At 70.8% G+C, this 23,992-nt stretch carries 20 protein-coding genes; 11 read left to right on the top strand and 9 right to left on the bottom strand.

Going from position 1 to position 23,992, the window contains the following annotated elements; translation table 11 throughout:
* Positions 1 to 98: 98 nt before the first annotated feature.
* Entirely contained in the window at positions 99 to 986 is an 888-nt protein-coding gene (locus ACFY04_RS01950; RefSeq protein ID WP_389113741.1) for a TIGR01777 family oxidoreductase, read from the top strand.
* 156 nt (positions 987 to 1,142) lie between these two features.
* Positions 1,143 to 2,414, top strand: coding sequence for an NAD(P)/FAD-dependent oxidoreductase (locus tag ACFY04_RS01945; RefSeq protein ID WP_389113740.1), 1,272 nt, complete (start codon positions 1,143 to 1,145; stop codon positions 2,412 to 2,414).
* A gap of 118 nt (positions 2,415 to 2,532) precedes the next feature.
* Here the strand turns inward: ACFY04_RS01945 and ACFY04_RS01940 are convergent, their stop codons facing one another.
* Positions 2,533 to 3,972: a regulator gene (locus ACFY04_RS01940; protein WP_389113739.1), complete on the bottom strand. Its 1,440-nt coding sequence runs from the start codon at positions 3,970 to 3,972 to the stop codon at positions 2,533 to 2,535.
* Positions 3,973 to 4,145: 173 nt separating this feature from the next.
* Here ACFY04_RS01940 and ACFY04_RS01935 point away from each other — a divergent pair, with 173 nt between their 5' ends.
* From ACFY04_RS01935 to ACFY04_RS01915, 5 genes are all read left to right on the top strand, one after another.
* Positions 4,146 to 4,430: a hypothetical protein gene (locus tag ACFY04_RS01935; RefSeq protein WP_389113738.1), complete on the top strand. Its 285-nt coding sequence runs from the start codon at positions 4,146 to 4,148 to the stop codon at positions 4,428 to 4,430.
* An 87-nt stretch (positions 4,431 to 4,517) separates the two neighbouring features.
* Positions 4,518 to 5,318 (top strand): lipoyl(octanoyl) transferase LipB, encoded by an 801-nt coding sequence (gene lipB / locus ACFY04_RS01930; RefSeq protein WP_389113737.1) that lies wholly within the window; start codon positions 4,518 to 4,520, stop codon positions 5,316 to 5,318.
* 109 nt (positions 5,319 to 5,427) lie between these two features.
* Positions 5,428 to 6,375: a lipoyl synthase gene (gene lipA / locus ACFY04_RS01925; protein ID WP_030010915.1), complete on the top strand. Its 948-nt coding sequence runs from the start codon at positions 5,428 to 5,430 to the stop codon at positions 6,373 to 6,375.
* Positions 6,376 to 6,735: 360 nt separating this feature from the next.
* The gene (locus tag ACFY04_RS01920) at positions 6,736 to 6,933 is read left to right on the top strand and encodes a hypothetical protein (RefSeq protein WP_389113912.1); all 198 of its coding nucleotides are present in this window, start codon (positions 6,736 to 6,738) and stop codon (positions 6,931 to 6,933) included.
* Between the two features lie 10 nt (positions 6,934 to 6,943).
* Positions 6,944 to 7,642 (top strand): DUF4191 domain-containing protein, encoded by a 699-nt coding sequence (locus ACFY04_RS01915; protein WP_389113736.1) that lies wholly within the window; start codon positions 6,944 to 6,946, stop codon positions 7,640 to 7,642.
* Positions 7,643 to 7,751: 109 nt separating this feature from the next.
* Here the strand turns inward: ACFY04_RS01915 and ACFY04_RS01910 are convergent, their stop codons facing one another.
* The gene (locus tag ACFY04_RS01910) at positions 7,752 to 8,219 is read right to left on the bottom strand and encodes an RDD family protein (protein ID WP_389113735.1); all 468 of its coding nucleotides are present in this window, start codon (positions 8,217 to 8,219) and stop codon (positions 7,752 to 7,754) included.
* A gap of 185 nt (positions 8,220 to 8,404) precedes the next feature.
* On the opposite strand from ACFY04_RS01910, the gene glnA reads away from it, so the two are divergent.
* The gene (glnA, locus tag ACFY04_RS01905) at positions 8,405 to 9,814 is read left to right on the top strand and encodes a type I glutamate--ammonia ligase (RefSeq protein ID WP_030010919.1); all 1,410 of its coding nucleotides are present in this window, start codon (positions 8,405 to 8,407) and stop codon (positions 9,812 to 9,814) included.
* 141 nt (positions 9,815 to 9,955) lie between these two features.
* Positions 9,956 to 10,537, top strand: coding sequence for a hypothetical protein (locus tag ACFY04_RS01900; protein WP_389113734.1), 582 nt, complete (start codon positions 9,956 to 9,958; stop codon positions 10,535 to 10,537).
* Positions 10,538 to 10,601: 64 nt separating this feature from the next.
* On the opposite strand, the gene ACFY04_RS01895 is transcribed toward ACFY04_RS01900, so the two are convergent.
* Positions 10,602 to 11,264 carry a TetR/AcrR family transcriptional regulator gene (locus tag ACFY04_RS01895; RefSeq protein ID WP_389113733.1) on the bottom strand — a complete coding sequence of 221 codons (663 nt, stop codon included), beginning with the start codon at positions 11,262 to 11,264 and terminating at the stop codon, positions 10,602 to 10,604.
* An 86-nt stretch (positions 11,265 to 11,350) separates the two neighbouring features.
* Here ACFY04_RS01895 and ACFY04_RS01890 point away from each other — a divergent pair, with 86 nt between their 5' ends.
* Positions 11,351 to 12,121, top strand: a complete 771-nt coding sequence (locus ACFY04_RS01890; protein ID WP_389113732.1) for an SDR family NAD(P)-dependent oxidoreductase — start codon at positions 11,351 to 11,353, stop codon at positions 12,119 to 12,121.
* Here ACFY04_RS01890 and ACFY04_RS01885 read toward each other — a convergent pair whose 3' ends face one another.
* The 6 genes from ACFY04_RS01885 to ACFY04_RS01860 form a co-directional block, all read right to left on the bottom strand.
* Complete coding sequence (locus ACFY04_RS01885; RefSeq protein WP_030010629.1) at positions 12,122 to 12,640, bottom strand: DUF4240 domain-containing protein; 519 nt, start codon at positions 12,638 to 12,640, stop codon at positions 12,122 to 12,124.
* Positions 12,641 to 12,764: 124 nt separating this feature from the next.
* On the bottom strand, positions 12,765 to 15,449 hold the full coding sequence (aceE, locus tag ACFY04_RS01880) for a pyruvate dehydrogenase (acetyl-transferring), homodimeric type (protein ID WP_389113731.1): 2,685 nt from the start codon (positions 15,447 to 15,449) through the stop codon (positions 12,765 to 12,767).
* 230 nt (positions 15,450 to 15,679) lie between these two features.
* The gene (locus ACFY04_RS01875; RefSeq protein WP_030010631.1) at positions 15,680 to 16,303 is read right to left on the bottom strand and encodes a GntR family transcriptional regulator; all 624 of its coding nucleotides are present in this window, start codon (positions 16,301 to 16,303) and stop codon (positions 15,680 to 15,682) included.
* 222 nt (positions 16,304 to 16,525) lie between these two features.
* Entirely contained in the window at positions 16,526 to 18,280 is a 1,755-nt protein-coding gene (gene sucB, locus ACFY04_RS01870; protein WP_389113730.1) for a 2-oxoglutarate dehydrogenase, E2 component, dihydrolipoamide succinyltransferase, read from the bottom strand.
* A gap of 54 nt (positions 18,281 to 18,334) precedes the next feature.
* The gene (gene lpdA / locus ACFY04_RS01865; protein ID WP_030731050.1) at positions 18,335 to 19,723 is read right to left on the bottom strand and encodes a dihydrolipoyl dehydrogenase; all 1,389 of its coding nucleotides are present in this window, start codon (positions 19,721 to 19,723) and stop codon (positions 18,335 to 18,337) included.
* Between the two features lie 309 nt (positions 19,724 to 20,032).
* Positions 20,033 to 21,571 (bottom strand): leucyl aminopeptidase, encoded by a 1,539-nt coding sequence (locus ACFY04_RS01860; protein ID WP_389113729.1) that lies wholly within the window; start codon positions 21,569 to 21,571, stop codon positions 20,033 to 20,035.
* Between the two features lie 345 nt (positions 21,572 to 21,916).
* On the opposite strand from ACFY04_RS01860, the gene ACFY04_RS01855 reads away from it, so the two are divergent.
* A complete protein-coding gene (locus ACFY04_RS01855) occupies positions 21,917 to 23,944 on the top strand; it encodes a hypothetical protein (protein WP_389113728.1) in 2,028 nt (675 codons plus the stop codon).
* Positions 23,945 to 23,992: the final 48 nt, after the last annotated feature.

The following is a 23,992-nucleotide window of genomic DNA, read 5'->3' as shown; positions in this document are numbered from 1 at the left end:
GATCGAGGCGCGGGCGCGGAGCGCCGTGTGGTGACGTCCGCGGACGGCGCACCCCCAAACCCGGCCGAGCAAGCGCAGCGACCCGGCAGGATGGGGGCATGCGGATTGCTGTCACCGGGGCGACCGGGCTCATCGGAAGTGCACTCGTGCGGTCCCTGCGGGCGGACGGGCACGAGGTGGTGCGGTTCGTGCGGCGGGAGCCCGTCGGCGCGGACGAGGCGCGATGGGATCCGGCGCGCGGGTACGTGGACCCTGCCGGGCTGGCCGGCTGCGGGGCCGTCGTGCACCTGGCCGGGGCCGGGGTCGGGGACCACCGGTGGACGGCCGCGTACAAGAGGGAGATCCGCGACAGCCGGGTGCTCGGCACCGCCGCGCTCGCGCAGGCCCTCGCCGACCTCGACGAGCCGCCCGCCGTCCTGGTCAGCGGTTCGGCCGTCGGCTACTACGGGGACACCGGTGACCGGGCCGTCGACGAGACCGCCCCGGCCGGGCGGGGGTTCCTGCCCTCGGTCTGCGTGGAGTGGGAGGCGGCCGCCGCCCCCGCCCAGGAGGCCGGGATCCGGACCGCGTTCGCCCGTACCGGACTGGTCGTCGCCCGCGAGGGCGGGGCCTGGGGGCGGATGTTCCCGATCTTCCGTGCCGGCATCGGCGGCCGGCTCGGCAACGGCCGCCAGTACTGGTCGTACATCTCCCTCCGGGACGAGATCGCGGCCCTGCGGCACATCATCGACACCCCGGGCCTGTCCGGCCCGGTCAACCTGACCGCCCCGGAGCCGCTGACCAACCGCCAGGTCACCGAGGCCATGGCCCGGGTGCTGCGCCGGCCCGCGCTGCTGCCCGTACCGGCCGTGGCGCTGCGCGTCGTGCTGGGGGAGTTCTCCGAGGACGTGCTGGGCAGTCAGCGGGCCCGGCCCGCGCGGCTGCTGGAGTCCGGCTTCGTCTTCCGCGACCCCGGCATCGAGCAGGCGATCCGCGCCGCGCTCTGAGATCCGCGTGCGACCACCGTGCGACCGTTCGTGACCCACATGCGACCGCTGTGCGACCGGAGTTGACCGTAATACCCCGCCGAACTCGGGTTCCCCTTTAACCGGTTGGGGGAAGGAGGATCCCCACACAGCCGCGCCGACCTCGGGGAGGGGCACGTGCTCAGCAGCGCACACCATGCCGCACACCATGCGGACGTCGTCATCGTAGGAGCCGGAGTCTCAGGACTCGCGGCAGCGCAGCACCTGATCGCAGCCGGAGTCACGGTCACCGTCCTGGAAGCCGCGGACGACCCCGGTGGGCGGATGGCCACCGAGTCCGCCGACGGGTTCCGGCTGGACCGGATCGGCCAGCTGCTCAACACCTCGTACACGGAGCTCGAACGCACCCCCGGCCTGCGGGCCCTGACCCTGCGCCCCTTCACACCGGGCGTCCTCGTCCACACCGACGGGAAACAGCTGCGGGTCGGGGTCCTCACCCCGGCCCGGGCCCTGGCCAGCGGCTCCCTCGACCAGGCCCGGATCAGCGCCGCCCTCGGCCGGCTCGCCACCCTGCCCGAGGAGAAGCTGCTCGCCCGTCCCGAACGCACCGCGCACGCCGCCCTGCGTTCCCGCGGGCTGCCGGCACGCACCCTGAACGGAGCGCTCCGCCCCCTGCTCGCCACCCTGCTGCGCGACCCGGAGCTCACCACCTCCAGCCGGGTCGCCGACCTCGCCCTGCGCACCTTCGCCCGCGGCCGCCTCGCCGTGCCCGAGGGCGGCGCGGCGGCCCTGCCCGGCCTGCTCGCCGCCGCCCTGCCCCCCGGCACCGTACGGACCGGGGTCCGGGTCCGGTCGGTGGCGACCAACCTGGTCACCACCGAGGAGCACGGCGACTTCCGCTGCCGTTCCGTCCTCCTGGCCACCGGGGCCCGCGCCGCCGCCGAGCTCCTGCCCGGCCTGCGCGTGCCCGCCTTCCACGAGGTCGCCGTCCTGCACCACGCCACCACCGCACCCCTGACCCGGGACGGCTCGCTGCTCCTGGACGGGGACCCCAGGTGGCCCGTCTCCCACACGGCCGTGATGAGCGCGGTCGACCCGACCCGGGCACCGGCCGGCCGGAGCCTGGTCACCACCACCGTGCTCGGTCCGCCGCCGCCCGCGCGCACGGTCGCCTCGCGGCTGGCCCGGCTCTACGACACCCCCACCCGCGAGTGGGACCTGCTGGCCGTCCACCACACCCCGGAGGCGGTCCCCGCGATGCCCCCGCCGCACGACACAGGGCGTCCCGTACGGGTACTGGCCGGGCTGTACGTGTGCGGCGACCACCGCGACACCAACACCGTCCAGGGGGCCCTGCACTCGGCCCGGCGTGCCGCCGGCGCCGTCCTGCGCGACTTCGGAATCCCGCTCCCGGTCGCCCCGGAGCCCGCGCTTCCGGTGGCAGCCTGAGAACCACGTCCGACACAGGGGCCCGGTCCCGTCACAGGACCGGGCCCCTGCCGCATGTCCCGGGGCGCTTCAGGACGGCTCAGGACGCATTAGGACGCATCAGGACGGCTCGGGCGCTTCAGGACAGGGCGGCCACCCGGTCCCGGTAGGTCCGCACGGCCGAGGCGTCCCGGTACGGCTCCAGCCGCCGCTCGAAGTCCCGTACGTACTCCACCGCCCGCACCGACCGCATCTCCATCGCCTGCTGCGCCGCCTCCGCGCCCAGTGCGCACGCCTGGTCCAGCTCGCCCAGCCCCAGCCGGGCCGTGGCCAGCACCACCCGGCAGAACAGCCGGGAGCGCGCGTACGCCGGTCCCCGCAGCTGCAGGGACCGTTCCGCGTGCTGCGCCGAGGCCCGGTACTGCTGGAGGTCCCGGTGGCAGTGCCCGAACTCGTCCGCCAGCTGCGCCTCGTCGTAGAACCGGGCCCAGTGCGGAACGTCGTCCCCCGGCCGGGCCGCGCCCAGCGCGCGCTCGGCCCGCACCAGGGAGGCGGTCGACGCCCGGACCTCGCCGAGCACCGCGTGTCCGCGTGCCTCCGCCGAGTGGAGCAGCGCCTGCACCACGGGCGGCGGCCCGGAGCCGACGCCCTGCTGGGCCACCCGGGCGAGCTGCACGGCCTCGCGGCCGTGGCCGAGGTAGACCGCCTGCCGGCTCATGGTGACCAGTACGTACGAGCCGTAGGGGCGGTCCCCGGCAGCCTGCGCGAGCCGTAGCGCCTGCACGAAGTACCGCTGGGCGAGCCCGTGCGCGGCGATGTCGTACGAGGTCCAGCCCGCGAGCCGGGTCAGATCGGCGGCGGCCGCGAACAGCCGCCTCCCGGTGGTCTCCCCGTAGGTCCCGCGGAGCATCGGTTCGGCCTCGTGCTCCAGGTAGCGCACCAGGGCCTGGCGGGCGTGCCCGCCGCCGTAGGCCTGGTCCAGGGTCCGGAACAGCTCGCTCACCGATCTCAGCGCCGCGATGTCCCCGCTCGTCACGCGCTGCCCGGGGCCGCGGTCGATCTGCCGCTGCCGGGGGACCGAGCCCCGCCCCTGCAGCGGGACGCGGGCCGCGGAGGGTTCCGCGCCCCGGCCGACCCGCTCGTCGGCCCGCCCGATCAGCCAGTCCCGGCTGGGCACGACCAGCCCGGCCGGGGTGAAGGCGATCTTCCGGAGCTCGGCGTGCGAACCGGAGTCCTTGCGCCACAGCCCGCTCGCGATGTCCACGGCCTCCTCCGGGGTGGCCGCGAACTCCAGCCCCGCGTACACGGGCGCGCAGGCGTCCAGACCCAGGTCCTGTGCGGAGAGCCGGCGTCCGAGGCGGCGGGTGAAGACCTCGGCGATCAGCGCCGGGGTGGTCCCGCGGGGCTGCTGCCCGCGCAGCCATCGGGTCACGGAGGTCTTGTCGTACCGCAGGTCGAGACCGTGCTCCAGGCCGAGCTGGTCGACGCGGCGTGCGAGACCGGCGTTGGAGAACCCGGCTTCCGCGATCAGCGCCGCGAGCTGCCGGTTGGGGACGCGCTGGGCAGGTCGTTCCGTCATCGGCTCCACGGTTTCCTGACGTGACGGACCGGAGTCCCGGCCCTGTGAACGGCGTGAATGTAGCGGCGAACTTCGCCGATGCCGCCCTCTCTACCCCACATTCATCCGATCGTGTGCAGAATGCGTAGGGCCCTTTACGGACCGGCCCCCTCCGCCCGCGTACGCTGCGGCCCATGACCCCTCGGCCCCACAGGGCGCACCTCCCCGAGGAGCGAACCGAATCCACCGCTCCGCTGCCGCCGCCCGAACTGACGGAGGCGGAGTGCCGGCGCTGCGGCACCTACATCGCGGGGCTCGACGGCCGGTACGCGTGCGGGGTGTGCGGCTGGGTCAACGACCATTCGGAGGGCCACCGGCGGCTGCCGCGCGCGGACGAGGACCCGGACCGGCCGCTCAAGGGACGGCGCCGGCCGAAGCAGCTGCCGGGGCCCCCGCCGGAGCCCGTGCCGGGGCCCTGAAGGGGCCCTGAAGGGGCCCGCACGGGTCGCCGTACCCTTGCTCAGTGAGGTACGTGCACACAGCAGGTTCAATGAGGAGGCGCTGCGGTGGCTGAGCTTGGGTTTGTCCATCTGGGCTTCGGACCGGAATCCGTCGAGTACACCCAGGCCTGGGAAGAACAGCGCAGGGTGCACGCAGCCCGCTTCGCGGACGAGATCGAGGACACCTGCCTGCTGCTGGAGCACCTGCCGGTCTACACGGCGGGCCGGCGTACCGACCCCAGTGAGCGCCCCCTCGACGGCACCCCCGTCGTCGACGTGGACCGCGGCGGCAAGATCACCTGGCACGGCCCCGGCCAGCTGGTCGGCTACCCGATCATGAAGCTGCCCCGCCCCGTGGACGTCGTCGCCCACGTCCGCCGGCTCGAAGAGGCCCTGATCCGCACCGCCGCCGAGTTCGGCCTGGAGACCACCCGGGTCGAAGGACGCTCCGGTGTCTGGGTCCTGGGCGACCCCGTCGAGGAGCGCCCCATGATCGGCGGCCTCTCGCTGGAGCTCGACCCCCGGCTGCACGACGAGGAGTTCGACGCGCGGCTGAACGGCCCCGAGTACGCCCCGTCCAACGCCGGCCAGCGCCGCGAGGACCGCAAGCTCGCCGCCATCGGCATCCGGGTCGCCAAGGGCGTCACGATGCACGGCTTCGCGATCAACGTGAACCCGGACAGCACCTGGTTCGACCGGATCATCCCCTGCGGGATCCGGGACGCCGGTGTGACCTCGCTCTCGTACGAACTGGGCCGGGAGATCACCATCGCCGAGGTGCTTCCGGTGGCCGAACGGCACCTGAAGGACGTACTGGAGCACGCGGAGCTGAGGCCCCGCGAGACAGAGCCGGCCGTGGGCTCCTAGCCCACGGGAATGAGTCCGGCCGCTCGCAGGTTGGCCGACGTAAGAGCGTACGAAATTACGGGCGTACCCTGGTGGGCGCCCGAACAATCGAAGTCACAGGGAGCCGGTCGTGTCCGCAGTCGCACCCGACGGACGCAAGATGCTGCGCCTCGAGGTCCGGAATGCCCAGACCCCCATCGAGCGCAAGCCCGAGTGGATCAAGACCCGGGCGAAGATGGGTCCCGAGTACACCAAGATGCAGGCCCTGGTGAAGGGCGAAGGACTGCACACGGTGTGCCAGGAAGCCGGTTGTCCGAACATTTACGAATGCTGGGAGGACCGCGAGGCCACCTTCCTCATCGGTGGTGACCAGTGCACCCGGCGCTGTGACTTCTGCCAGATCGACACGGGCAAGCCCGAGGCGCTGGACCGTGACGAGCCGCGCCGCGTCGGCGAGTCCGTGGTCACGATGGACCTGAACTACGCCACCATCACCGGCGTCGCGCGCGACGACCTGGCCGACGGCGGCGCCTGGCTGTACGCGGAGACCGTGCGCCAGATCCACCAGCAGACGGCGGGCCGCGAGTCCGGCCACACCAAGGTCGAGCTGCTGGCCCCCGACTTCAACGCGGTCCCGGAGCTGCTGGAGGAGGTCTTCGCCTCCCGCCCCGAGGTCTTCGCGCACAACGTCGAGACGGTGCCGCGGATCTTCAAGCGGATCCGCCCCGGCTTCCGCTACGAGCGCTCGCTCGACGTGATCACCAAGGCCCGTGCCTACGGCCTGGTGACCAAGTCGAACCTGATCCTCGGCATGGGCGAGGAGCGCGAGGAGGTCTCGCAGGCCCTGAAGGACCTGCACGAGGCCGGCTGCGAGCTCATCACCATCACCCAGTACCTGCGGCCCTCGCCGCGGCACCACCCCGTCGAGCGCTGGGTGAAGCCGGCCGAGTTCGTGGAGCTGGCGAAGGAGGCCGAGGAGATCGGCTACTCCGGCGTCATGTCCGGCCCGCTGGTCCGCTCGTCCTACCGTGCGGGTCGCCTCTACCAGCAGGCGATGGAGAAGCGCAGCCGAGTCTGAGCGCAGGTTGAGGGTCCGCCCGAGGTACGAGGGCGGGCACTCGGCCGGAGCGGTGACGAGGCGGAGCTCGACCGCAGGTACCGAGAAGCGCGCGTCGGTCTGACCGGCCGCGCGACCGTCCGCGCGCCGAGCGTGTGAAGTCGCGCACAAAGCGTTACTAGTGGGTAACACCGCATCGACGCGGCCCCTAGGCTCTTTCCTGAGGAAGAGTCCGGCGGGTCGCGTCAGTGTTTGCAACGTGTCCATCACATTTGACCGACCGGTCACGCCCTGGTAACACCAGTCAGTGACGCTTGGTCCACGCACCGCACACACCGCTCGCATCACGCAGAGGCGAGCATCGTGAAAGGGATCGACATCATGCAGGCCGCGCCCGTACGCGCCATTGCCATCCCGACCCTCTCCGACGCCTTCCGGGGTATTGAGTCCCTGCTGATGAGCGGGGCCCGTCGCAACGCCTGGACGGCGGTCCTGGAGGACCGCAAGAGGGCCAAGGACCGGGTCGAAACCGAACATGTACTTGAGGTCGCGGCTACCCGAACCCCGCAGGCCACGTAAACTTCGCTTTATGGCGAGGAAGTCAAACGCAGAGACTGCTGCGAACCCCGGGCGACTGAAGCAGATCGCCCTGACGTACAAGATGACGCGCAAGGCGGACCCGAAGGTCGGTCTGATCGTCGCAGGCGTGGGCATCGTCACCTTCGGTGTCTTTCTCGCGATCGGCTTCCTGGTCGGGCATGAGCTCTACCTGGGCATCCTGGGATTCCTGGTGGCGTTCCTCGCGATGGCGATCGTCTTCGGACGGCGGGCCGAGCGGGCTGCCTTCGGGCAGATGGAAGGGCAGCCGGGAGCGGCCGCGGCCGTGCTGGACAACGTGGGACGGGGCTGGACGACCACCCCCGCCGTCGCGATGACCCGGCAGCAGGACATCGTCCACCGTGCCGTCGGCAAGGCCGGCGTCGTGCTGATCGCCGAGGGCAACCCGAACCGGGTGAAGCCGCTGCTCGCGAACGAGAAGAAGAAGCTGGCCCGGATCATGCCGGACGTGCCGGTGCACGACTTCATCGTGGGTACGGGCGAGGGCGAGGTGCCGCTCAAGAAGGTGCGCACCACCCTGCTCAAGCTGCCGCGCGTGCTGGCCGGCCCGCAGATCACCGAGGTCAACGACAAGCTGCGCGCCATGGGTGATCTCATGAGCAACATGCCGCTGCCGAAGGGCCCCATGCCGAAGGGCATGAAGATGCCGCGCGGCGGAAAGATGCGCTGACCGGGTCACCTGATTTTCGTATACGACACAGGGGTGCCCCCCGAGCCCGCGGGCTCGGGGGGCACCCCTGTGTCGTCGTACGCGTTCCCCGCAGTGCGGGGCGGTCGCCCTAGATGCGGACCTGGACGGCGCGGGCCAGCCGGTCGTGGAGGCCGCGGCCGTCGCGGTCCCAGATCAGCGCCGGGACGACCAGGGCCAGCAGCAGCGTGCGCAGGACCACCCGGACGATGCCGAGGCGGCCGCCGGACTCCGAAATCACCCGGAGGCCCAGGATCCGCTTGCCGGGGGTGAAGCCCACGGTGCCGACCGTCAGGATGGTGAGGGCCACGAAGAGGGCGAGGGTCCAGTTGCCCGCCGCGTCCAGGTTGCCGCCGGTGATCAGCCCGTAGGCAATCAGCTGGCAGCCGATCCAGTCGATCGCGACGGCGCCGAGCCGGCGCCCGAAGCGGGCCACCGAGCCGGGCCCCTGCTGGGGGAGGCCGAGCCGCTGACCCGGATAGCCGAAGTCGACGCCCATCTCCTCGGCGGCCGCGCGGGGGCCGGAGAGCCAGGATCCGATTGCCTGTCTGTTGTCCACCCGAACACGGTACCCGTGGCGCCGCACGGCCCTCCGGCCGGACCCTGGTTAACTTGTGCGAAACAAATGGGTCATGCTTGGGAAATCCCGTCTGCTTATGGTCGGGTCAGCGTGCGGCACCGCACTGACGCACCACGAGCTATAAAGCCCGTCCCTGCCCCGGGGCCGGGAGTAGGAGGAGTTGGATGTTCAAGAACGCCGACGAAGTGAAGCAGTACATCGAGGAGAACGACGTCAAGTTCGTCGACGTCCGCTTCTGTGACCTGCCTGGTGTGATGCAGCACTTCACCATCCCGGCGCGAGCGTTCGACCCGGCGGAGGAGCTCGCCTTCGACGGATCCTCGATCCGCGGCTTCCAGGCGATCCACGAGTCCGACATGGCGCTGCGTGCCGACATCACCACCGCGCGTCTGGACCCGTTCCGCAAGGACAAGACGCTCAACATCAACTTCTTCATCCACGACCCGATCACGGGTGAGGCCTACAGCCGCGACCCGCGCAACATCGCGAAGAAGGCCGAGGCGTACCTCGCCTCCACCGGCATCGCCGACACCGCGTACTTCGGCCCCGAGGCCGAGTTCTACGTGTTCGACAGCGTGCGCTTCGCGACCTCCGCGAACGAGGGCTTCTACCACATCGACTCCGAGGCCGGCGCCTGGAACACCGGTTCCGAGGAGAACAACCGTGGCTACAAGGTCCGCTACAAGGGTGGTTACTTCCCCGTAGCCCCGGTCGACCACTTCGCCGACCTGCGCGCCGAGATCTCCCTCGAGCTGGACGCCCAGGGCCTCCAGGTCGAGCGCCAGCACCACGAGGTCGGCACCGGTGGCCAGGCCGAGATCAACTACAAGTTCAACACGCTGCTCGCCGCGGCCGACGACCTGATGCTCTTCAAGTACATCGTGAAGAACGTCGCCTGGCGTAACGGCAAGACCGCGACCTTCATGCCGAAGCCGATCTTCGGTGACAACGGCTCGGGCATGCACGTGCACCAGTCGCTGTGGGCGAACGGCGACCCGCTGTTCTACGACGAGGCCGGCTACGCGGGCCTGTCGGACACCGCGCGCTACTACATCGGCGGCATCCTCAAGCACGCCCCGTCGCTGCTGGCGTTCACCAACCCGACGGTGAACTCCTACCACCGCCTGGTGCCGGGCTTCGAGGCGCCGGTCAACATGGTGTACTCGCAGCGCAACCGCTCCGCCGCCATGCGCATCCCGATCACGGGCTCGAACCCGAAGGCCAAGCGCGTCGAGTTCCGCGCCCCGGACCCGTCGTCCAACCCGTACCTCGCCTTCGCGGCGCTGCTGCTCGCGGGCCTCGACGGTGTCAAGAACAAGATCGAGCCGATGGAGCCGATCGACAAGGACCTCTACGAGCTCTCGCCCGACGAGCACGCGAGCGTCCCGCAGGTCCCGACCAGCCTTGAGGACGTCCTCAAGGCCCTGGAGGAGGACCACGAGTACCTCCTGGCCGGCGGTGTCTTCACCCCCGACCTGATCGAGACCTGGATCGACTACAAGCGCACGCACGAGATCGCCCCGATCGCGCTGCGTCCGCACCCGCACGAGTTCGAGCTCTACTTCGACATCTAAAAACACCTGATGGGAGGCCCCCCGCCACGCTCCACGGAGTGCGGCGGGGGGCCTTTCCGCTTTGACAGGGCCGCATGGGCGAGTGAGGGTGGAAATGACCTAAAAGCCTCATAAGCGAAAGATGTGCGGAGGTGCATGATAATGCGCCGTAAGATCGTTGCGGCAGCCATGGCGGGCGCCGCGGGAATCGCGATAGGTCTGCTGCCCGTCGCCAGCGCCTCGGCTTCGGTCGTCACCGGTAGCGGTGGCGGCGGTGGGAACGGCGGCTACGACTGCTACCGGTACCCCTCGAACCGCTCCGACGCCCGGTGGGACGCCTGCTGCAACCACGACTGGCGCAACCGTCCCAGCTGGTGCTGGGACCAGGGCGGCGTCGGCGGATACAACGACAACTGGCGCGACAACCACAACTGGCGCGACTCGAACTGGTCGAACTGGAACGACTCCGGCCGCGGTGGCAACGGTGACTGGGGCCACCACGACGACTGGGGCAACGGTCGCGGCGGCAACGGTGACTGGGGCAACGGCCGTGGTGGCGACGGTGGACGCGGTGGCGACGGCGGCGGCAACTGGGGTGACGGCGGCGGTCGCGGTGGCGACGGCGGCGGCAACTGGGGCGGCGGCGGGGGCGGTGACGGCGGTCGCGGAGGCGACGGCGGCGGAGGCAACTGGGGTGGCGGCGGAGGGGGCGGCGGTGGCGGTGGCGGCGGCTGGGGTGGCTGAACCCCACCTCGAAGCGTAGAGCCGCGGGCCCGGCCCGGCCCGACCCGATGCGATGCCCCTGTTCCTACCCCTGGCGGAGGAGCAGGGGCATCGCCCCTGTGAGGTCGCGCAGGCAGCGGACCGCGAGCTCCGCCGGGGATCCGGGGCCCGAGACCGGGGCCTGCGTCGTCGACCACAGCTCCAGCGAGACGCGGATCGCGTCCGTGGCCGCCGCCGCGAGCAGACGTACCTCCAGCGGGTCGGCCCCGGGGCCCACGAGCCGGGAGATCACCGGGACCAGGTGCTCCTCGGAGTCCTGGTTCACGCGGTACCAGACCGCGCGCAGGGCCTGGTCGTCCGCCGCCGCGCGCAGCAGGCCGCGGGTCACCTCCAGGCCCTCCTCGACCGCCTGCCGTCCGCTCAGGGACCGGGTGACCGCGCGTTCCAGCGCCTCGCCCAGCGGCGTGCCGGGGTCCTCCTCGGCGAGCAGGGCGCGCCAGGCGTCACCGCCGCCCGTCAGCAGCGGGGCCACCGCCTCCTGCTTGTTGCGGAAGTAGCGGTAGAAGGTGCGCAGCGCCACCCCCGCCCGGTGGGCGATGTCCTCGGCGGTGGTGCCGTCGGGGCCGTGTTCGGCGAACAGTTCGCAGGCCGCGCGGGCGATGTCGAGCTGGGTGGCGGCCTTGCGGCGCTCGGTCAGCGACTGGGCTCCGGGGCCGGCCTGGGGAGAGTACGGACGAGGGGATCTCACGGGTGAAGCGTACCCCTCGCCAACCTCGGTGATTACATTCTTTGTCGTCGTGGCAAAACGTGCCATCGCTTCGGTACGCTCGCGCCATGAACCGTTACGAAGGACGTCGCGTCCTCATCACCGGCGGTGGCTCCGGCATCGGCCGGGCCACCGTCCACCGCATCCTCGCCGAGGGCGGCCGGGTCCACACCGTGGACGTCAACGAGGCCGGCCTGAAGGCCACCGCCGACCAGGCCGCCGCCGACGGCCACGCGGCCCGCCTCACGACCGCGCTCCTCGACGTATCCGACGAGAGCGCCGTCAAGGAGGGCGTGGCCGCCGCGGCCGGCGTCCTCGGCGGGATCGACGTACTCGTCAACGCCGCCGGCATCCTGCGCTCCGGGCACACCCACCGGACCACCCTCGACCTCTGGAACCAGGTCATCGGGGTCAACCTGACCGGCACCTTCCTGATGATCCGCGAGTCCCTCCCGGCGCTGCTCGCGGCCGACCGGCCGGTCGTCGTGAACTTCAGCTCCACCTCGGCGTCCTTCGCCCACCCCTACATGTCCGCCTACGCGGCCAGCAAGGGCGGCATCCAGTCCATGACCCACGCGCTGGCCGCCGAGTACAGCAAGCAGGGCCTGCGCTTCGTCAGCGTCGCACCCGGCTCCATCGAGAGCGGCATGACCACCGGCGACGGCCCCGGCCTGCCGGAGGACACCGACTGGTCCCTCTTCGCCAAGCTGGCCCCGGCCCTCGGCCAGGGCTTCGCCGGCCCGCAGACCGTCGCCGGCGTCGTCGCCATGCTGGGCTCCGAGGACGGTGCGTTCATCACCGGTACGGAGATCCGCATCGACGGCGGCACGCACTACTGATCAGGCGCGGAACCGGTCCCACAGCCGGGGGAAGCGCTCCGCGAGCACGGCTTCGTTCTCGAAGTCCAGCGGGGCGCCCTCCGGCTCGGCTGCCTGCAGCGGGATGCCCAGATCCGGCGCCACCGCCCCGGTCAGCTGCTCGTACGCCTCGTCGGCCGCGTACCCCAGCTCCTCGCCGTCCCCGTCGATCTCCTCGTCGAAGTCGCCCAGGAGCTCCGCCAGCTGGTCGGGATCGTGCACCCCGCCCTCGAACACCTCCCGGCCCTGGCCGATCAGCCAGCAGCGGAAGTAGTCGAACGCGTCGTCGCTCGCCCCGTCGAGCAGCACCCAGGCCGCGCCCCACAGGTCCCAGGTGTACGCCCGGTTGTACCGGGACTCGAAGTGGCGGGCGAAGTCCAGGACGGAGTCCGGGTCGAGCAGTGCGAGCCGCTCCACGAGCAGCTCGGCGTGTTCCTCGGGGTCGCCGTCGGCGGCCTCGCGGGTACGGTCGACGATCTCCCAGAACTCCGTCTCGTCCATCACCGCTCCAGCATCACGGGTTCACCCCCCGGCCGCCACCGCTCATACGGCCAAAGGCCGGTGTCCGACCCCCTTGGCGGGGCCGGACACCGGCCTTCGGTGTGCCGTGCGCGGGCGCGGGACCTTACAGGCCGTAGCGCTCCCGGGCCTCCTTGACGGCGGACGCCGGCACCTCGCCGCGGCGGGCGAGCTGGGCCAGCGCGGCCACCACGATCGACTGGGCGTCGACGCCGAAGTGGCGGCGGGCGCCCTCGCGGGTGTCGGACAGGCCGAAGCCGTCCGTACCGAGCGAGGTGTAGTCCTGCTCCACCCACTGGCTGATCTGGTCCGGGACCTGACGCATCCAGTCGGAGACGGCGAGCACCGGGCTGGTGACGCCCTCCAGCGCGCGGGTGACGTACGGGGTGCGGACCTCGCCGCGCAGCAGCGCCTCGTCGCACTCCAGCGCCTCGCGCCGCAGCTCGCCCCAGGAGGTGGCGGACCAGACGTCGGCGGCCACGTTCCACTCGGCGGCCAGCAGCTTCTGCGCCTCCAGGATCCAGTGGATCGCCGTACCCGAGGCCATCAGCTGGACCTTGGGGGCGTCGGCGGCCGGGGCCGCCTCCGCCAGGTCCGCCGCCGTGTTGAAGCGGTAGAGGCCCTTGAGGATGCCCTCCTCCACGCCCTCCGGCATGGCGGGCTGCACCTTCGGCTCGTTGTAGACCGTCAGGTAGTAGAAGACGTCTTCCGGCGTCTCGCCGTACATCCGGCGCAGACCGTCCTTGACGATCACCGCGATCTCGAACGCGAAGGCCGGGTCGTAGTTGAGCGACGCCGGGTTCGTGGACGCGATCAGGTGCGAGTGGCCGTCCGCGTGCTGCAGGCCCTCGCCGGTCAGCGTGGTGCGGCCCGCGGTGGCGCCGACGATGAAGCCCTTGCCGAGCTGGTCGGCGAGCTGCCACATCTGGTCGGCGGTGCGCTGCCAGCCGAACATCGAGTAGAAGATGTAGAACGGGATCATCGGCTCGCCGTGCGTCGCGTACGACGTGCAGGCGGCGATGAAGTCGGCCATGGCGCCGGCCTCGGTGATCCCCTCGTTGAGGATCTGGCCGTCCTTGGCTTCCTTGTAGTACATGAGCTGGTCGCGGTCGACCGGCTCGTACGTCTGGCCCAGCGGCGAGTAGATGCCGGCCGACGGGAAGAGGGACTCCATACCGAAGGTACGGGCCTCGTCGGGGACGATCGGCACCCAGCGCTTGCCGGTCTCCTTGTCCCGCATCAGGTCCTTGACGAGCCGGACGAAGGCCATGGTGGTGGCCATCTCCTGCTTGCCGGAGCCCTTGAGCAGCGGGGCGAAGGAACGGTCCGCGGGGGCGGGCAGGGCCACGTGCTTGACCTTGCGGGCCGGGGCCGGACCGCCGAGCGCCGCGCGGCGCTCGTTCAGGTACCGGACCTCGGGGCTGTTCGCGCCCGGGTGGCCGTACGGGACGACGCCGTCGGCGAAGGCGCTGTCCGGGATCGGGAGGCCAAGGAGGTCACGCATGTCCTTGAACTCGTCGATCGTCAGCTTCTTCATCTGGTGGTTCGCGTTCTTCGACTCGAACCCGGCGCCCAGCGTGTAGCCCTTGACGGTCTGCGCGAGGATGACCGTCGGCGCACCCTTGTGCTCCAGGGCGGCCTTGTACGCGGCGTAGACCTTGCGGGGCTCGTGGCCGCCGCGCGAGGAGTGGAAGCACTCGGCGATCTTCGCGTCGGAGAGCACCCCGGCCAGCTGCACGAGGTCGGCGTTGGCGCCGAAGAAGTGCTGGCGGATGTAGGCCACGTCGCGGGTCGCGTACGTCTGGAACTGCGCGTCCGGTACCTCGCGCAGGCGGCGTACGAGGGCGCCCGTGGTGTCGAGCTGGAACAGCTCGTCCCAGGCGGAGCCCCACAGGGACTTGATGACGTTCCAGCCGGCGCCGCGGAACTGGGCCTCCAGCTCCTGGACCACGCGGAAGTTGGCGCGGACCGGACCGTCGAGGCGCTGCAGGTTGCAGTTGATGACGAAGGTCAGGTTGTCGAGCTGCTCGCGGGAGGCGAGGGCCAGGGCGGCGGTCGACTCGGGCTCGTCCATCTCGCCGTCGCCCAGGAAGGCCCAGACGTGCGAGTTCGCGGTGTCCTTGATGCTCCGGTTCTGCAGGTAGCGGTTGAAACGCGCCTGGTAGATCGCGGAGAGGGGGCCGAGGCCCATGGACACCGTCGGGAACTCCCACAGCCACGGCAGGCGCCGCGGGTGCGGGTAGGACGGCAGGCCGTTGCCGCCGGACTCCTGGCGGAAGTTGTCGAGCTGCTGCTCGGAGATGCGCCCGTCGAGGAACGCGCGGGCGTAGATGCCGGGGGAGGCGTGGCCCTGGATGTAGAGCTGGTCACCCGATCCGTCGGCCTCCTTCCCGCGGAAGAAGTGCTGGAAGCCGGTCTCGTAGAGCCACGCGGCGGAGGCGAAGGTGGCGATGTGGCCGCCGACGCCGTACTTGGAGCCGCGGGTCACCATGGCGGCCGCGTTCCAGCGGTTCCACGCGGTGATCTTGGCTTCCATCTCCTCGTCACCGGGGAACTCGGGCTCCGCGGCGGTCGGGATGGTGTTGACGTAGTCCGTCTCCAGCAGCTTGGGCAGGGCGAGGCCGGCGGCCTCGGCGTGCTGGAGCGTGCGGCGGAGCAGGTATTCGGCGCGGCGCGTACCGGCGGCCTGTGCGACGGCGTCGAGGGAGGCCGCCCATTCGGCGGTCTCCTCGGTGTCGCGATCCGGGAGCTGGTCGAGCTCGCTCGGAAGCTTTCCTACGGGGTCGGACATTGCTGTGCGCCGCCTTCCGGACAAAGGAGAGGTGGTGAAAAAATCCCTGACGGGCAGGACAGGGTCGGTGGACCTGGTTGAGGTCCGCGACGACTGTAAATCGCTGATCGATGATCGATCAAATGAAAGTGACAAAGAAACGTCCATCCGGCGAAAGTCGGCACCGCGTGCCAGGGAAAAAGGCACGCGGTGCCGGTCAAACGCGGACAAACAGGTGCGCCCGCAGTCGATCAAGCGCGCGGGGCGCACCCCAGGACATGCCGCTTCACGAGCAGCCCGATGTCCGGATCCTGACTGCGGAACGCCTCGACGAGGGCCTCGTGCTCCTCGGCGTACGACTTCTGGACGGTCCCCAGCCAGCGGATGGACAGCGCCGTGAAGACCTCGATGCCCAGGCTCTCCCAGGTGTGCAGCAGCACGCTGTTCCCGGCCGCCCGCACCATCTCCCGGTGGAATCCGACGGTGTGCCGCACCTGCGCGGTCCCGTCCTCGGTCCGGTCGGCCTCCCACAGCGCCGCCACGTGCGGCTCCAGCGCCGAGCAGTCGCTCGCCAGCCGCGGCGCGGCCAGCTCGGCCGCGATCTGCTCCAGACCGGCCCGGACCGGGTAGATCTCCTCCAGGTCGGCCGCGGAGAGGTTCCGCACACGCACGCCCTTGTTCGGCGCCGACTCGATCAGCCGCAGCGTCTCCAGCTCGCGCAGGGCCTCCCGTACGGGCGTCTGGCTGACCTCCAGCTCCACGGCGATCCGGCGCTCGACGATCCGCTCGCCGGGCTTCCAGCGCCCGCTGACGATCCCCTCCACGATGTGCTCGCGGATCTGCTCGCGCAGCGAGTGCACGACGGGTGGGGTGATCATCGGGGCTTCATCTCCTGTAGGGGCATGCATCGCTTCGATGCGTAGACAATACGGCCGAGTAGCCCCCACCGGATGCGTTCCCGGTCGCGGACGCTGGGTGAGGCTGGTTACAACAGGCTCCGGACCAGGGCTCCCAGAGGGGTACGACGACGGCGCCCCCGCCCGGAGGTGTTCCGGGCGAGGGCGCCGTGTGCGACGGCCGGGGCCGTGCGGTGCCCCTTACAGGCCGAGCTCGACCTCGAACTCGCCGGCCTCAAGGATCGCCTTGACGGCCGAGAGGTACCGGGCCGCGTCCGCGCCGTCCACCAGACGGTGGTCGTAGGACAGGGTCAGGTACGTCATGTCGCGGATGCCGATGTTGGTGCCCTCGGCGGTCTCGATGACCACCGGGCGCTTCACCGTGGCACCGATGCCCAGGATGGCGACCTGGTTCGGGGGCACGATGACCGTGTCGAACAGCGCACCGCGCGAGCCGGTGTTGCTGATGGTGAAGGTCGCGCCCGACAGCTCGTCCGGCGTGATCTTGTTGCCGCGGACCTTGGCGGCCAGGTCGGCGGTCGCCTTGGAGATGCCCGCCAGGTTGAGGTCACCGGCACCCTTGATGACCGGGGTCATCAGGCCCTTCTCGGAGTCCACGGCGATGCCGATGTTCTCCGAGTCGAAGTAGGTGATGGTGCCCTCGTCCTCGTTGATCCGGGCGTTGACGACCGCGTGGGCCTTCAGCGCCTGGGCAGCGGCCTTGACGAAGAACGGCATCGGCGAGAGCTTGACGCCCTCGCGGGCCAGGAACGCGCCCTTGGCCTTCTCGCGCAGCTTCATGATCTTGGTGATGTCCACCTCGACCACGGAGCTGAGCTGAGCCTGCGAGTGCAGGGCCTTCATCATGTTGTCGCCGATGACCTTGCGCATGCGGGTCATCTTGACGGTCTGACCGCGCAGCTCCGAGACGGCGGCCACGGGGGCCTTCGCGGCGGGAGCGGCGGCGGCCGGAGCCGGCGCGGCGGCAGCGGCCTTGGCGGCCTCGGCGGCGGCCAGGACGTCCTGCTTGCGGATACGGCCACCGACACCGGTGCCCGAGACCGTGGACAGGTTGACGCCGGACTCCGAGGCGAGCTTGCGCACCAGCGGGGTCACGTACGCGGCCTCGTCACCGGCGGACGCCGGAGCGGCGGCCGGGGCGACCGGAGCCGGGGCGACCGGAGCCGGGGCGGCCGGAGCGACCGGGGCCGGAGCGGCCACCGGGGCGGCGGCCTGGACCGGAGCCGGGGCGGCGGCCGGAGCGGCCGGGGCGACCGGAGCCGGAGCGGCCACGGGGGCCGGGGCGGCAGCCGGAGCCGGGGCGGCCGGAGCGGCACCGGCGACGCCGATGACGGCCAGGCGGGCGCCGACCTCGGCGGTCTCGTCCTCGCCGACCACGATCTCCAGCAGCGTGCCGGAGACCGGCGCGGGGATCTCGGTGTCGACCTTGTCCGTGGAGACCTCGAGCAGCGGCTCGTCGGCCTCGACGGACTCGCCGACCTGCTTCAGCCAGCGGGTGACGGTGCCCTCGGTGACGGACTCGCCCAGGGCGGGGAGCACGACATCGGTGCCGGCGGCGGCCGGGGCGGCCTCGGCGGCGGGGGCCTCGGCGACGGGAGCCGGGGCCGCGGGGGCCTCGGCGACCGGGGCCGGGGCGGCCGCGGGGGCCTCGGCAGCGGCGGCCGGCTCGGCGGCCGGAGCCGCAGCAGGCGCGCCGGAGCCGTCGTCGATGACGGCCAGCTCGGCGCCGACCTCGACGGTCTCGTCCTCGGCGACCTTGATGGAGGCCAGGATGCCCGACACGGGGGAGGGGATCTCGGTGTCGACCTTGTCGGTCGAGACCTCGAGCAGCGGCTCGTCGGCCTCGACGCGCTCGCCCTCGGCCTTCAGCCAGCGGGTGACAGTGCCCTCGGTGACGCTCTCACCGAGCGCCGGAAGGGTTACGGAAACCGACATGGTTTCAGTTGCTCCTAACGAATGTGCGGAAGTGGTCGTCGCGCCCGTGACGAATTAGTCGTGGGAGTGAAGCGGCTTGCCGGCGAGGGCCAGGTGGGCCTCGCCCATCGCTTCGTTCTGGGTCGGGTGCGCGTGGATGAGCTGCGCGACCTCGGCCGGCAGAGCTTCCCAGTTGTAGATCAGCTGGGCCTCGCCGACCTGCTCGCCCATCCGGTCACCGACCATGTGGACGCCGACCACGGCACCGTCCTTGACCTGGACGAGCTTGATCTCGCCCGCGGTCTTGAGGATCTTGCTCTTGCCGTTGCCCGCCAGGTTGTACTTCAGGGCCACGACCTTGTCCGCGCCGTAGATCTCCTTGGCCTTGGCCTCGGTGATGCCGACGGAAGCGACCTCGGGGTGGCAGTAGGTGACGCGCGGGACACCGTCGTAGTCGATCGGGACGGCCTTGAGGCCGGCCAGACGCTCCGCGACCAGGATGCCCTCGGCGAAGCCGACGTGCGCGAGCTGGAGGGTGGGGACGAGGTCACCGACGGCCGAGATGGTCGGCACGTTGGTCTGCATGTACTCGTCGACCAGGACGTAGCCGCGGTCCATCGCGACGCCCTGCTCCTCGTAGCCCAGGCCCTGCGAGACGGGGCCACGGCCCACGGCGACCAGCAGCACCTCGGCCTCGAAGGTCTTGCCGTCGACCAGCGTCACGCGGACGCCGTTCTCCGTGTACTCGGCCTTGTCGAAGAAGGTGCCCAGGTTGAACTTGATGCCGCGCTTGCGGAACGCGCGCTCCAGCAGCTTCGAGCTGTTCTCGTCCTCGACCGGCACGAGGTGCTTGAGGCCCTCGATGACGGTGATGTCGGAACCGAAGGACTTCCACGCCGAGGCGAACTCGACGCCGATGACGCCGCCGCCCAGGACGATCGCCGACTCGGGGACGCGGTCCAGGACCAGCGCGTGGTCCGAGGAGATGATGCGGTTGCCGTCGATGTTCAGGCCCGGCAGCGACTTCGGCACGGAGCCGGTCGCCAGCAGGATGTGGCGGCCCTGGATGCGCCGGCCGTTCACGTCGACGGAAGTCGGGGAGGAGAGGCGGCCCTCTCCCTCGATGTAGGTCACCTTGCGGGAGGCGACCAGGCCCTGCAGACCCTTGTACAGGCCCGAGATGACCTCGTCCTTGTACTTGTGGACACCCGCGATGTCGATTCCCTCGAAGGAGGTCTTGACACCGAACTGGGCGGCTTCACGAGCCTGGTCCGCGATCTCGCCCGCGTGCAGCAGAGCCTTCGTGGGGATGCAGCCGTTGTGCAGGCAGGTGCCGCCGAGCTTGTTCTTCTCGATCAGGGCAACGTCCAGACCCAGCTGGGATGCGCGCAGCGCCGCGGCGTAACCGCCACTGCCACCGCCGAGGATCACTAGGTCGAAAACGGTGCTGGCGTCGTTCGCCACGTCACGTCCTCCATGCATGTGCGCCGGGCACCGGTCCTCTGTGACCGGGCGGCGGCTGGTATACGGCCGCTTGTTTCTTCGGCCCTGTGGTGGGGGCCCTGTCCTGCCGAGAACCCATCTTCGCATTTGTCGGGGGAACGCGGGACGCCGGGCCCACGATGTGATCGGGCGATCCTCCCGGACCGGGGGTTACCACTGCGTAGGTACCTACCGAGATACCTACCGATTCCTTCAGGTTTCGTCGTGAGACGGACGCACCCCGGGCCCTGACCCGGCCCGGGGTGCGTCACGTCACATCGAACGGCGTGGTCAGCCGAGGTCGCCCGTGGCCGTGCGCTCGGCGAGACGCACCAGGGTGCGGACGGCGGAGCCGGTGCCGCCCTTGGGGGTGTAGCCGTGCGGCGCGCCCTCGTGGAAGGCCGGGCCGGCGATGTCGAGGTGGGCCCAGGTGATGCCCTCGCCGACGAACTCCTGCAGGAAGAGGCCGGCCACCAGGCCGCCGCCCATGCGGACACCCATGTTGGCGATGTCGGCGGTGGGGGAGTCCATGGTCTTGCGCAGCTCCGCGGGGAGCGGCATCGGCCAGGAGGACTCGCCGACCTCCTCGGCGATCTCGTGGATCGACGTGCGGAAGGCGTCGTCGTTGGCCATGATCCCGAAGGTGCGGTCGCCGAGGGCGAGCACCATGGCGCCGGTCAGGGTGGCGACGTCGACGATCGCGTCCGGGTTGTCCTCGGAGGCCTTGGTCAGCGCGTCACCGAGGACCAGACGGCCCTCGGCGTCCGTGTTGAGGACCTCGACGGTCTTGCCGCTGTACATGCGCAGCACGTCACCGGGCTTGGTGGCGGAGCCGGACGGCATGTTCTCGGCGAGCGCGAGCCAGCCGGTGACGTTGACCCGCAGGCCGAGCTTCGCGGCCGCGACGACGGAGGCGAAGACGGCGGCGGCGCCGGCCATGTCGCACTTCATCGTCTCGTTGTGGCCGGCCGGCTTCAGGGAGATGCCGCCCGAGTCGTAGGTGATGCCCTTGCCGACGAAGGCCAGGGTCTTCTCCGCCTTGGGGTGCGTGTAGGTGAGCTTCACCAGGCGCGGCAGGTTCTCGGAACCCTTGCCGACGCCCATGATGCCGCCGTAGCCGCCCTTGATCAGGGCCTTCTCGTCCAGGACCTGGACCTTGATGCCGTTCTCCTTCGCGGCCGCGGAGGCGATCGCGGCGAAGGCCTCGGGGGTCAGGTCGTTCGGCGGGGTGTTCACCAGGTCACGGGCGACGTTGACCTCGGCCGCCACGACCGCGGCGCGCTCGGCGGCGGCCTTGTGCTCCTTGTCGCGGGGCTTGGCGCCCAGCAGGGCCACCTCGGCCAGCGGGGCCTTCGGGGCCGCGCCCTTGGCCTCCTTGCGGGCCTTGTTCTCGCCGCCCTGGTAGGCGGTGAAGGCGTACGCGCCCAGCAGGGCGCCCTCGGCGACGGCGGTGACGGCCGAGGCGTCCTCCAGCGGGAGGGCGAAGGCGGCCTTCTTGCTGCCGTGCAGCGCGCGGGCGGCGGCGCCGGCGGCGCGGCGCAGCACCTCCTCGTCGAACGACTCGTCCTTCTCGGGGACGGAGCCGAGCCCCACCGCCAGCACGACCGGGACCTTGAGGCCCGCCGGGGCCGGCAGCTTGGTGATCTCGCCTTCGGCGCCCGAGGCGCCCAGCGCGTCGAGGACGCCGGCGAGCTTACCGTCGTACGCCTTGTCCACGGCCTCGGCGCCCGCGGCGACGATCGGTCCCTTGGGGCCCTTCGCCACGCCGACCACGAGGGCGTCGGCGCGGAGCGTCGCCGCGCCGGCAGTGCTGAGAGTCAGAGCAGTCACGGTGGTGAAGTCTCGCTTCCGTTTGTGTGTGTGGGCCGAGTGGGTGGACGGCCATCCGTAGCGATCGTATTCGGGCCCGACAGCCGCCAGAAATGAGCCTACGCGTACGCGCTCGTCCGTACGTCACTCGAAGGTTTGGCAAGTTGTTCGATCAAGAGGCCATCGGGTTCACCCATCTGTGGACTCTGCTCCAGGTTTGCCCCGTAGACCTGACGAGGTCCGAAAGACTCGGTCCACTCTCGCAAGGGGACGCGGGGTTCCTTTGCATGATTTCCACAGAGCCTCCCAGGCCCGGCTGTCCGCCAAGGGCCGAGTCGAGGGACGCCTGCGGGGGGAAAGGCCGAAATGGTCAACAAGAACCGGATGAACAGGGTCGCCGCGATGATGGCGGCAGCCGCCCTGGTATCCGTGGCAGTACCCGCCGCGACCGCCCAGGCGGCCGTGACACCGCGCATCGACCTGAAGGTGCTGGTCGTCGACGACGGCGGCAGCTCGGTCGAGGCGATCACCGCGGAACTCCGCGACACGGGGGTGCCCTACACCCGCGTCCAGCTGGGCAGCAGCGGCCGCCCGGTCATCAACGCGGGCTTCCTCAGCGACACCGTGGACGGCCGTCCGCGCGCCAAGTACCAGGGTGTCGTCCTGCCGAACGAGAACCCGTTCGGCGAGGGCTCGGCCGAGATGGCCGCCCTCACCGCCTACGAGACGACGTACGGCATCCGCCAGGTCGACGCCTACACCTGGGCCCACCCGGGCGTCGGGCTGGAATACACCGACAACGGCGGCTACAGCGGACAGCTCGACGGCACCCAGGCCGCCGTCACCACCGCCGGCAAGTCGGGCCCCTTCGCCTACCTCGGCGGCCAGGTCACCTTCGAGGACAACTCGGCCCTGGTCCCCGAGAGCTTCGGCTTCATGGGCAAGCCGCGCCCCGGCTACACCAGCTACGTCGACGCGCCCGTCGGCTCCGGCCGGGCCTCGCTCGTCGGCGAGTACACGCACGACGGCCGCAGCGAACTGGTCGTCACCTTCGGCTACAACCAGTACCAGCAGCAGTTCCGGCTGCTTGCCCGCGGCATCGTCGACTGGCTGACCCAGGGGGTGCACCTCGGCCAGAGCCGCAACTACTTCGCGGTCCACGTCGACGACGTCTTCGCCCCCGACGCCCGCTGGAACAAAGACCTGAACTGTACGCCGGGCGACTACGCCTGCGCGGGCGGCGAGGGCAAGGAGAGCACCATCCGGATGAGCGCCGCCGACGCCGTGTACGCGGCGCAGTGGCAGACGTCGAAGAACTTCAAGCTCGACATGCTCTTCAACGGCGGCGCCGGGGAGGAGTGGAAGGCCGAGAACGGCGGCGTCGACGCGCTGACCGCCCAGCTCGTGGCCGACCGCGCCAAGTACCGCTGGATGAACCACACCTACACCCACCCCTTCCTCGGCTGCGTCCAGAACACCACTGTCACCCCGTGGACCTGTACGAAGAACTCCGCCGGCGCGATCCAGTACATGAGCCGCGCCGAGATCTCCGCCCAGATCCGCGACAACAACAACTGGGCCGCCGCCAAGGGCATCACCACGGACAAGACCGAACTGGTCACCGGTGAGCACTCCGGCCTCAAGACCGCACCGCAGCAGCCCGTGGACAACCCCAACCTGGCCGGCGCCCTCGCCGACAACGGGGTCAAGTGGGCGGGCAGCGACAACTCCCGCGAACCCGCGCAGCGCGCGGTCGGCGCCGCCCTCACGGTCCCCCGGCACCCGATGAACGTGTACTACAACACGGGCACCAACGCCGAGATGGCCGACGAGTACAACTGGATCTACACCAGCCGCGCCCACGGCGGAAGCGGCGTCTGCGAGGACAACCCGGCGACCTCCACCTGCCTGCCGGCCCCGCTGAACGTCAACACCGGCTACCTCGACACCATCGTCCCGGCCGAGGCCCGCACCGCCCTGCGCCACGTCCTGGCCAACGACCCGCGCCCGCACTACGTCCACCAGTCCAACCTCGCCGAGGACCGGACCCTCTACCCGGTGCTCAACCAGGTCCTCGACACCTACCGCGCCCTCTACGCCCCCAGCGCGCCGATCGTCAACCAGAGCATGAAGGACACCGGCGTCGAGTTCCAGCGCCGCGCCGCCTGGGACAAGGCCCTCGCGGACGGCAAGGTCACCGCCTACCGCATCGGCAAGGACGTCACCGTCAAGGCGCCCTCCGGGATCGTCGCCCCGGTGACCGCCCCCACCGGCACCAAGAAGCAGCTGCTGCTCGGCACCGCCGACTTCGGCACCGCGTACGCCGGTACCCGTTCCGCCTGGGCCGGTCCGGAGCTGCTCCAGAGCGCCGTCACGCTCAAGCTGCCCAGCTGACCGTCCCGCAAGCCACCACGAGTAACACCTAGCGCCGGCGCTCCGCGA

The sequence above is a fragment of the Streptomyces sp. NPDC001549 genome (genome assembly GCF_042894025.1).
Classification (GTDB): Bacteria; Actinomycetota; Actinomycetes; order Streptomycetales; family Streptomycetaceae; genus Streptomyces; species Streptomyces kutzneri.
The sequence above is the reverse complement of the archived record's forward strand: the minus strand, read 5'-3'. Positions and strand labels throughout refer to the sequence as shown.

What these genes read in the sequence shown, in the direction of transcription:
- aceE (WP_389113731.1), bottom strand. Translation starts at nt 15,449, where the DNA reads ATGTCCGACCCCGTAGGAAAGCTTCCGAGCGAGCTCGACCAGCTCCCG.
- ACFY04_RS01890 (WP_389113732.1), top strand. Translation starts at nt 11,351, where the DNA reads ATGAACCGTTACGAAGGACGTCGCGTCCTCATCACCGGCGGTGGCTCC.
- ACFY04_RS01920 (WP_389113912.1), top strand. Translation starts at nt 6,736, where the DNA reads ATGCAGGCCGCGCCCGTACGCGCCATTGCCATCCCGACCCTCTCCGAC.
- sucB (WP_389113730.1), bottom strand. Translation starts at nt 18,280, where the DNA reads ATGTCGGTTTCCGTAACCCTTCCGGCGCTCGGTGAGAGCGTCACCGAG.
- glnA (WP_030010919.1), top strand. Translation starts at nt 8,405, where the DNA reads ATGTTCAAGAACGCCGACGAAGTGAAGCAGTACATCGAGGAGAACGAC.
- ACFY04_RS01900 (WP_389113734.1), top strand. Translation starts at nt 9,956, where the DNA reads ATGCGCCGTAAGATCGTTGCGGCAGCCATGGCGGGCGCCGCGGGAATC.
- ACFY04_RS01935 (WP_389113738.1), top strand. Translation starts at nt 4,146, where the DNA reads ATGACCCCTCGGCCCCACAGGGCGCACCTCCCCGAGGAGCGAACCGAA.
- ACFY04_RS01885 (WP_030010629.1), bottom strand. Translation starts at nt 12,640, where the DNA reads ATGGACGAGACGGAGTTCTGGGAGATCGTCGACCGTACCCGCGAGGCC.
- ACFY04_RS01940 (WP_389113739.1), bottom strand. Translation starts at nt 3,972, where the DNA reads ATGACGGAACGACCTGCCCAGCGCGTCCCCAACCGGCAGCTCGCGGCG.
- ACFY04_RS01915 (WP_389113736.1), top strand. Translation starts at nt 6,944, where the DNA reads ATGGCGAGGAAGTCAAACGCAGAGACTGCTGCGAACCCCGGGCGACTG.
- ACFY04_RS01950 (WP_389113741.1), top strand. Translation starts at nt 99, where the DNA reads ATGCGGATTGCTGTCACCGGGGCGACCGGGCTCATCGGAAGTGCACTC.
- ACFY04_RS01855 (WP_389113728.1), top strand. Translation starts at nt 21,917, where the DNA reads ATGGTCAACAAGAACCGGATGAACAGGGTCGCCGCGATGATGGCGGCA.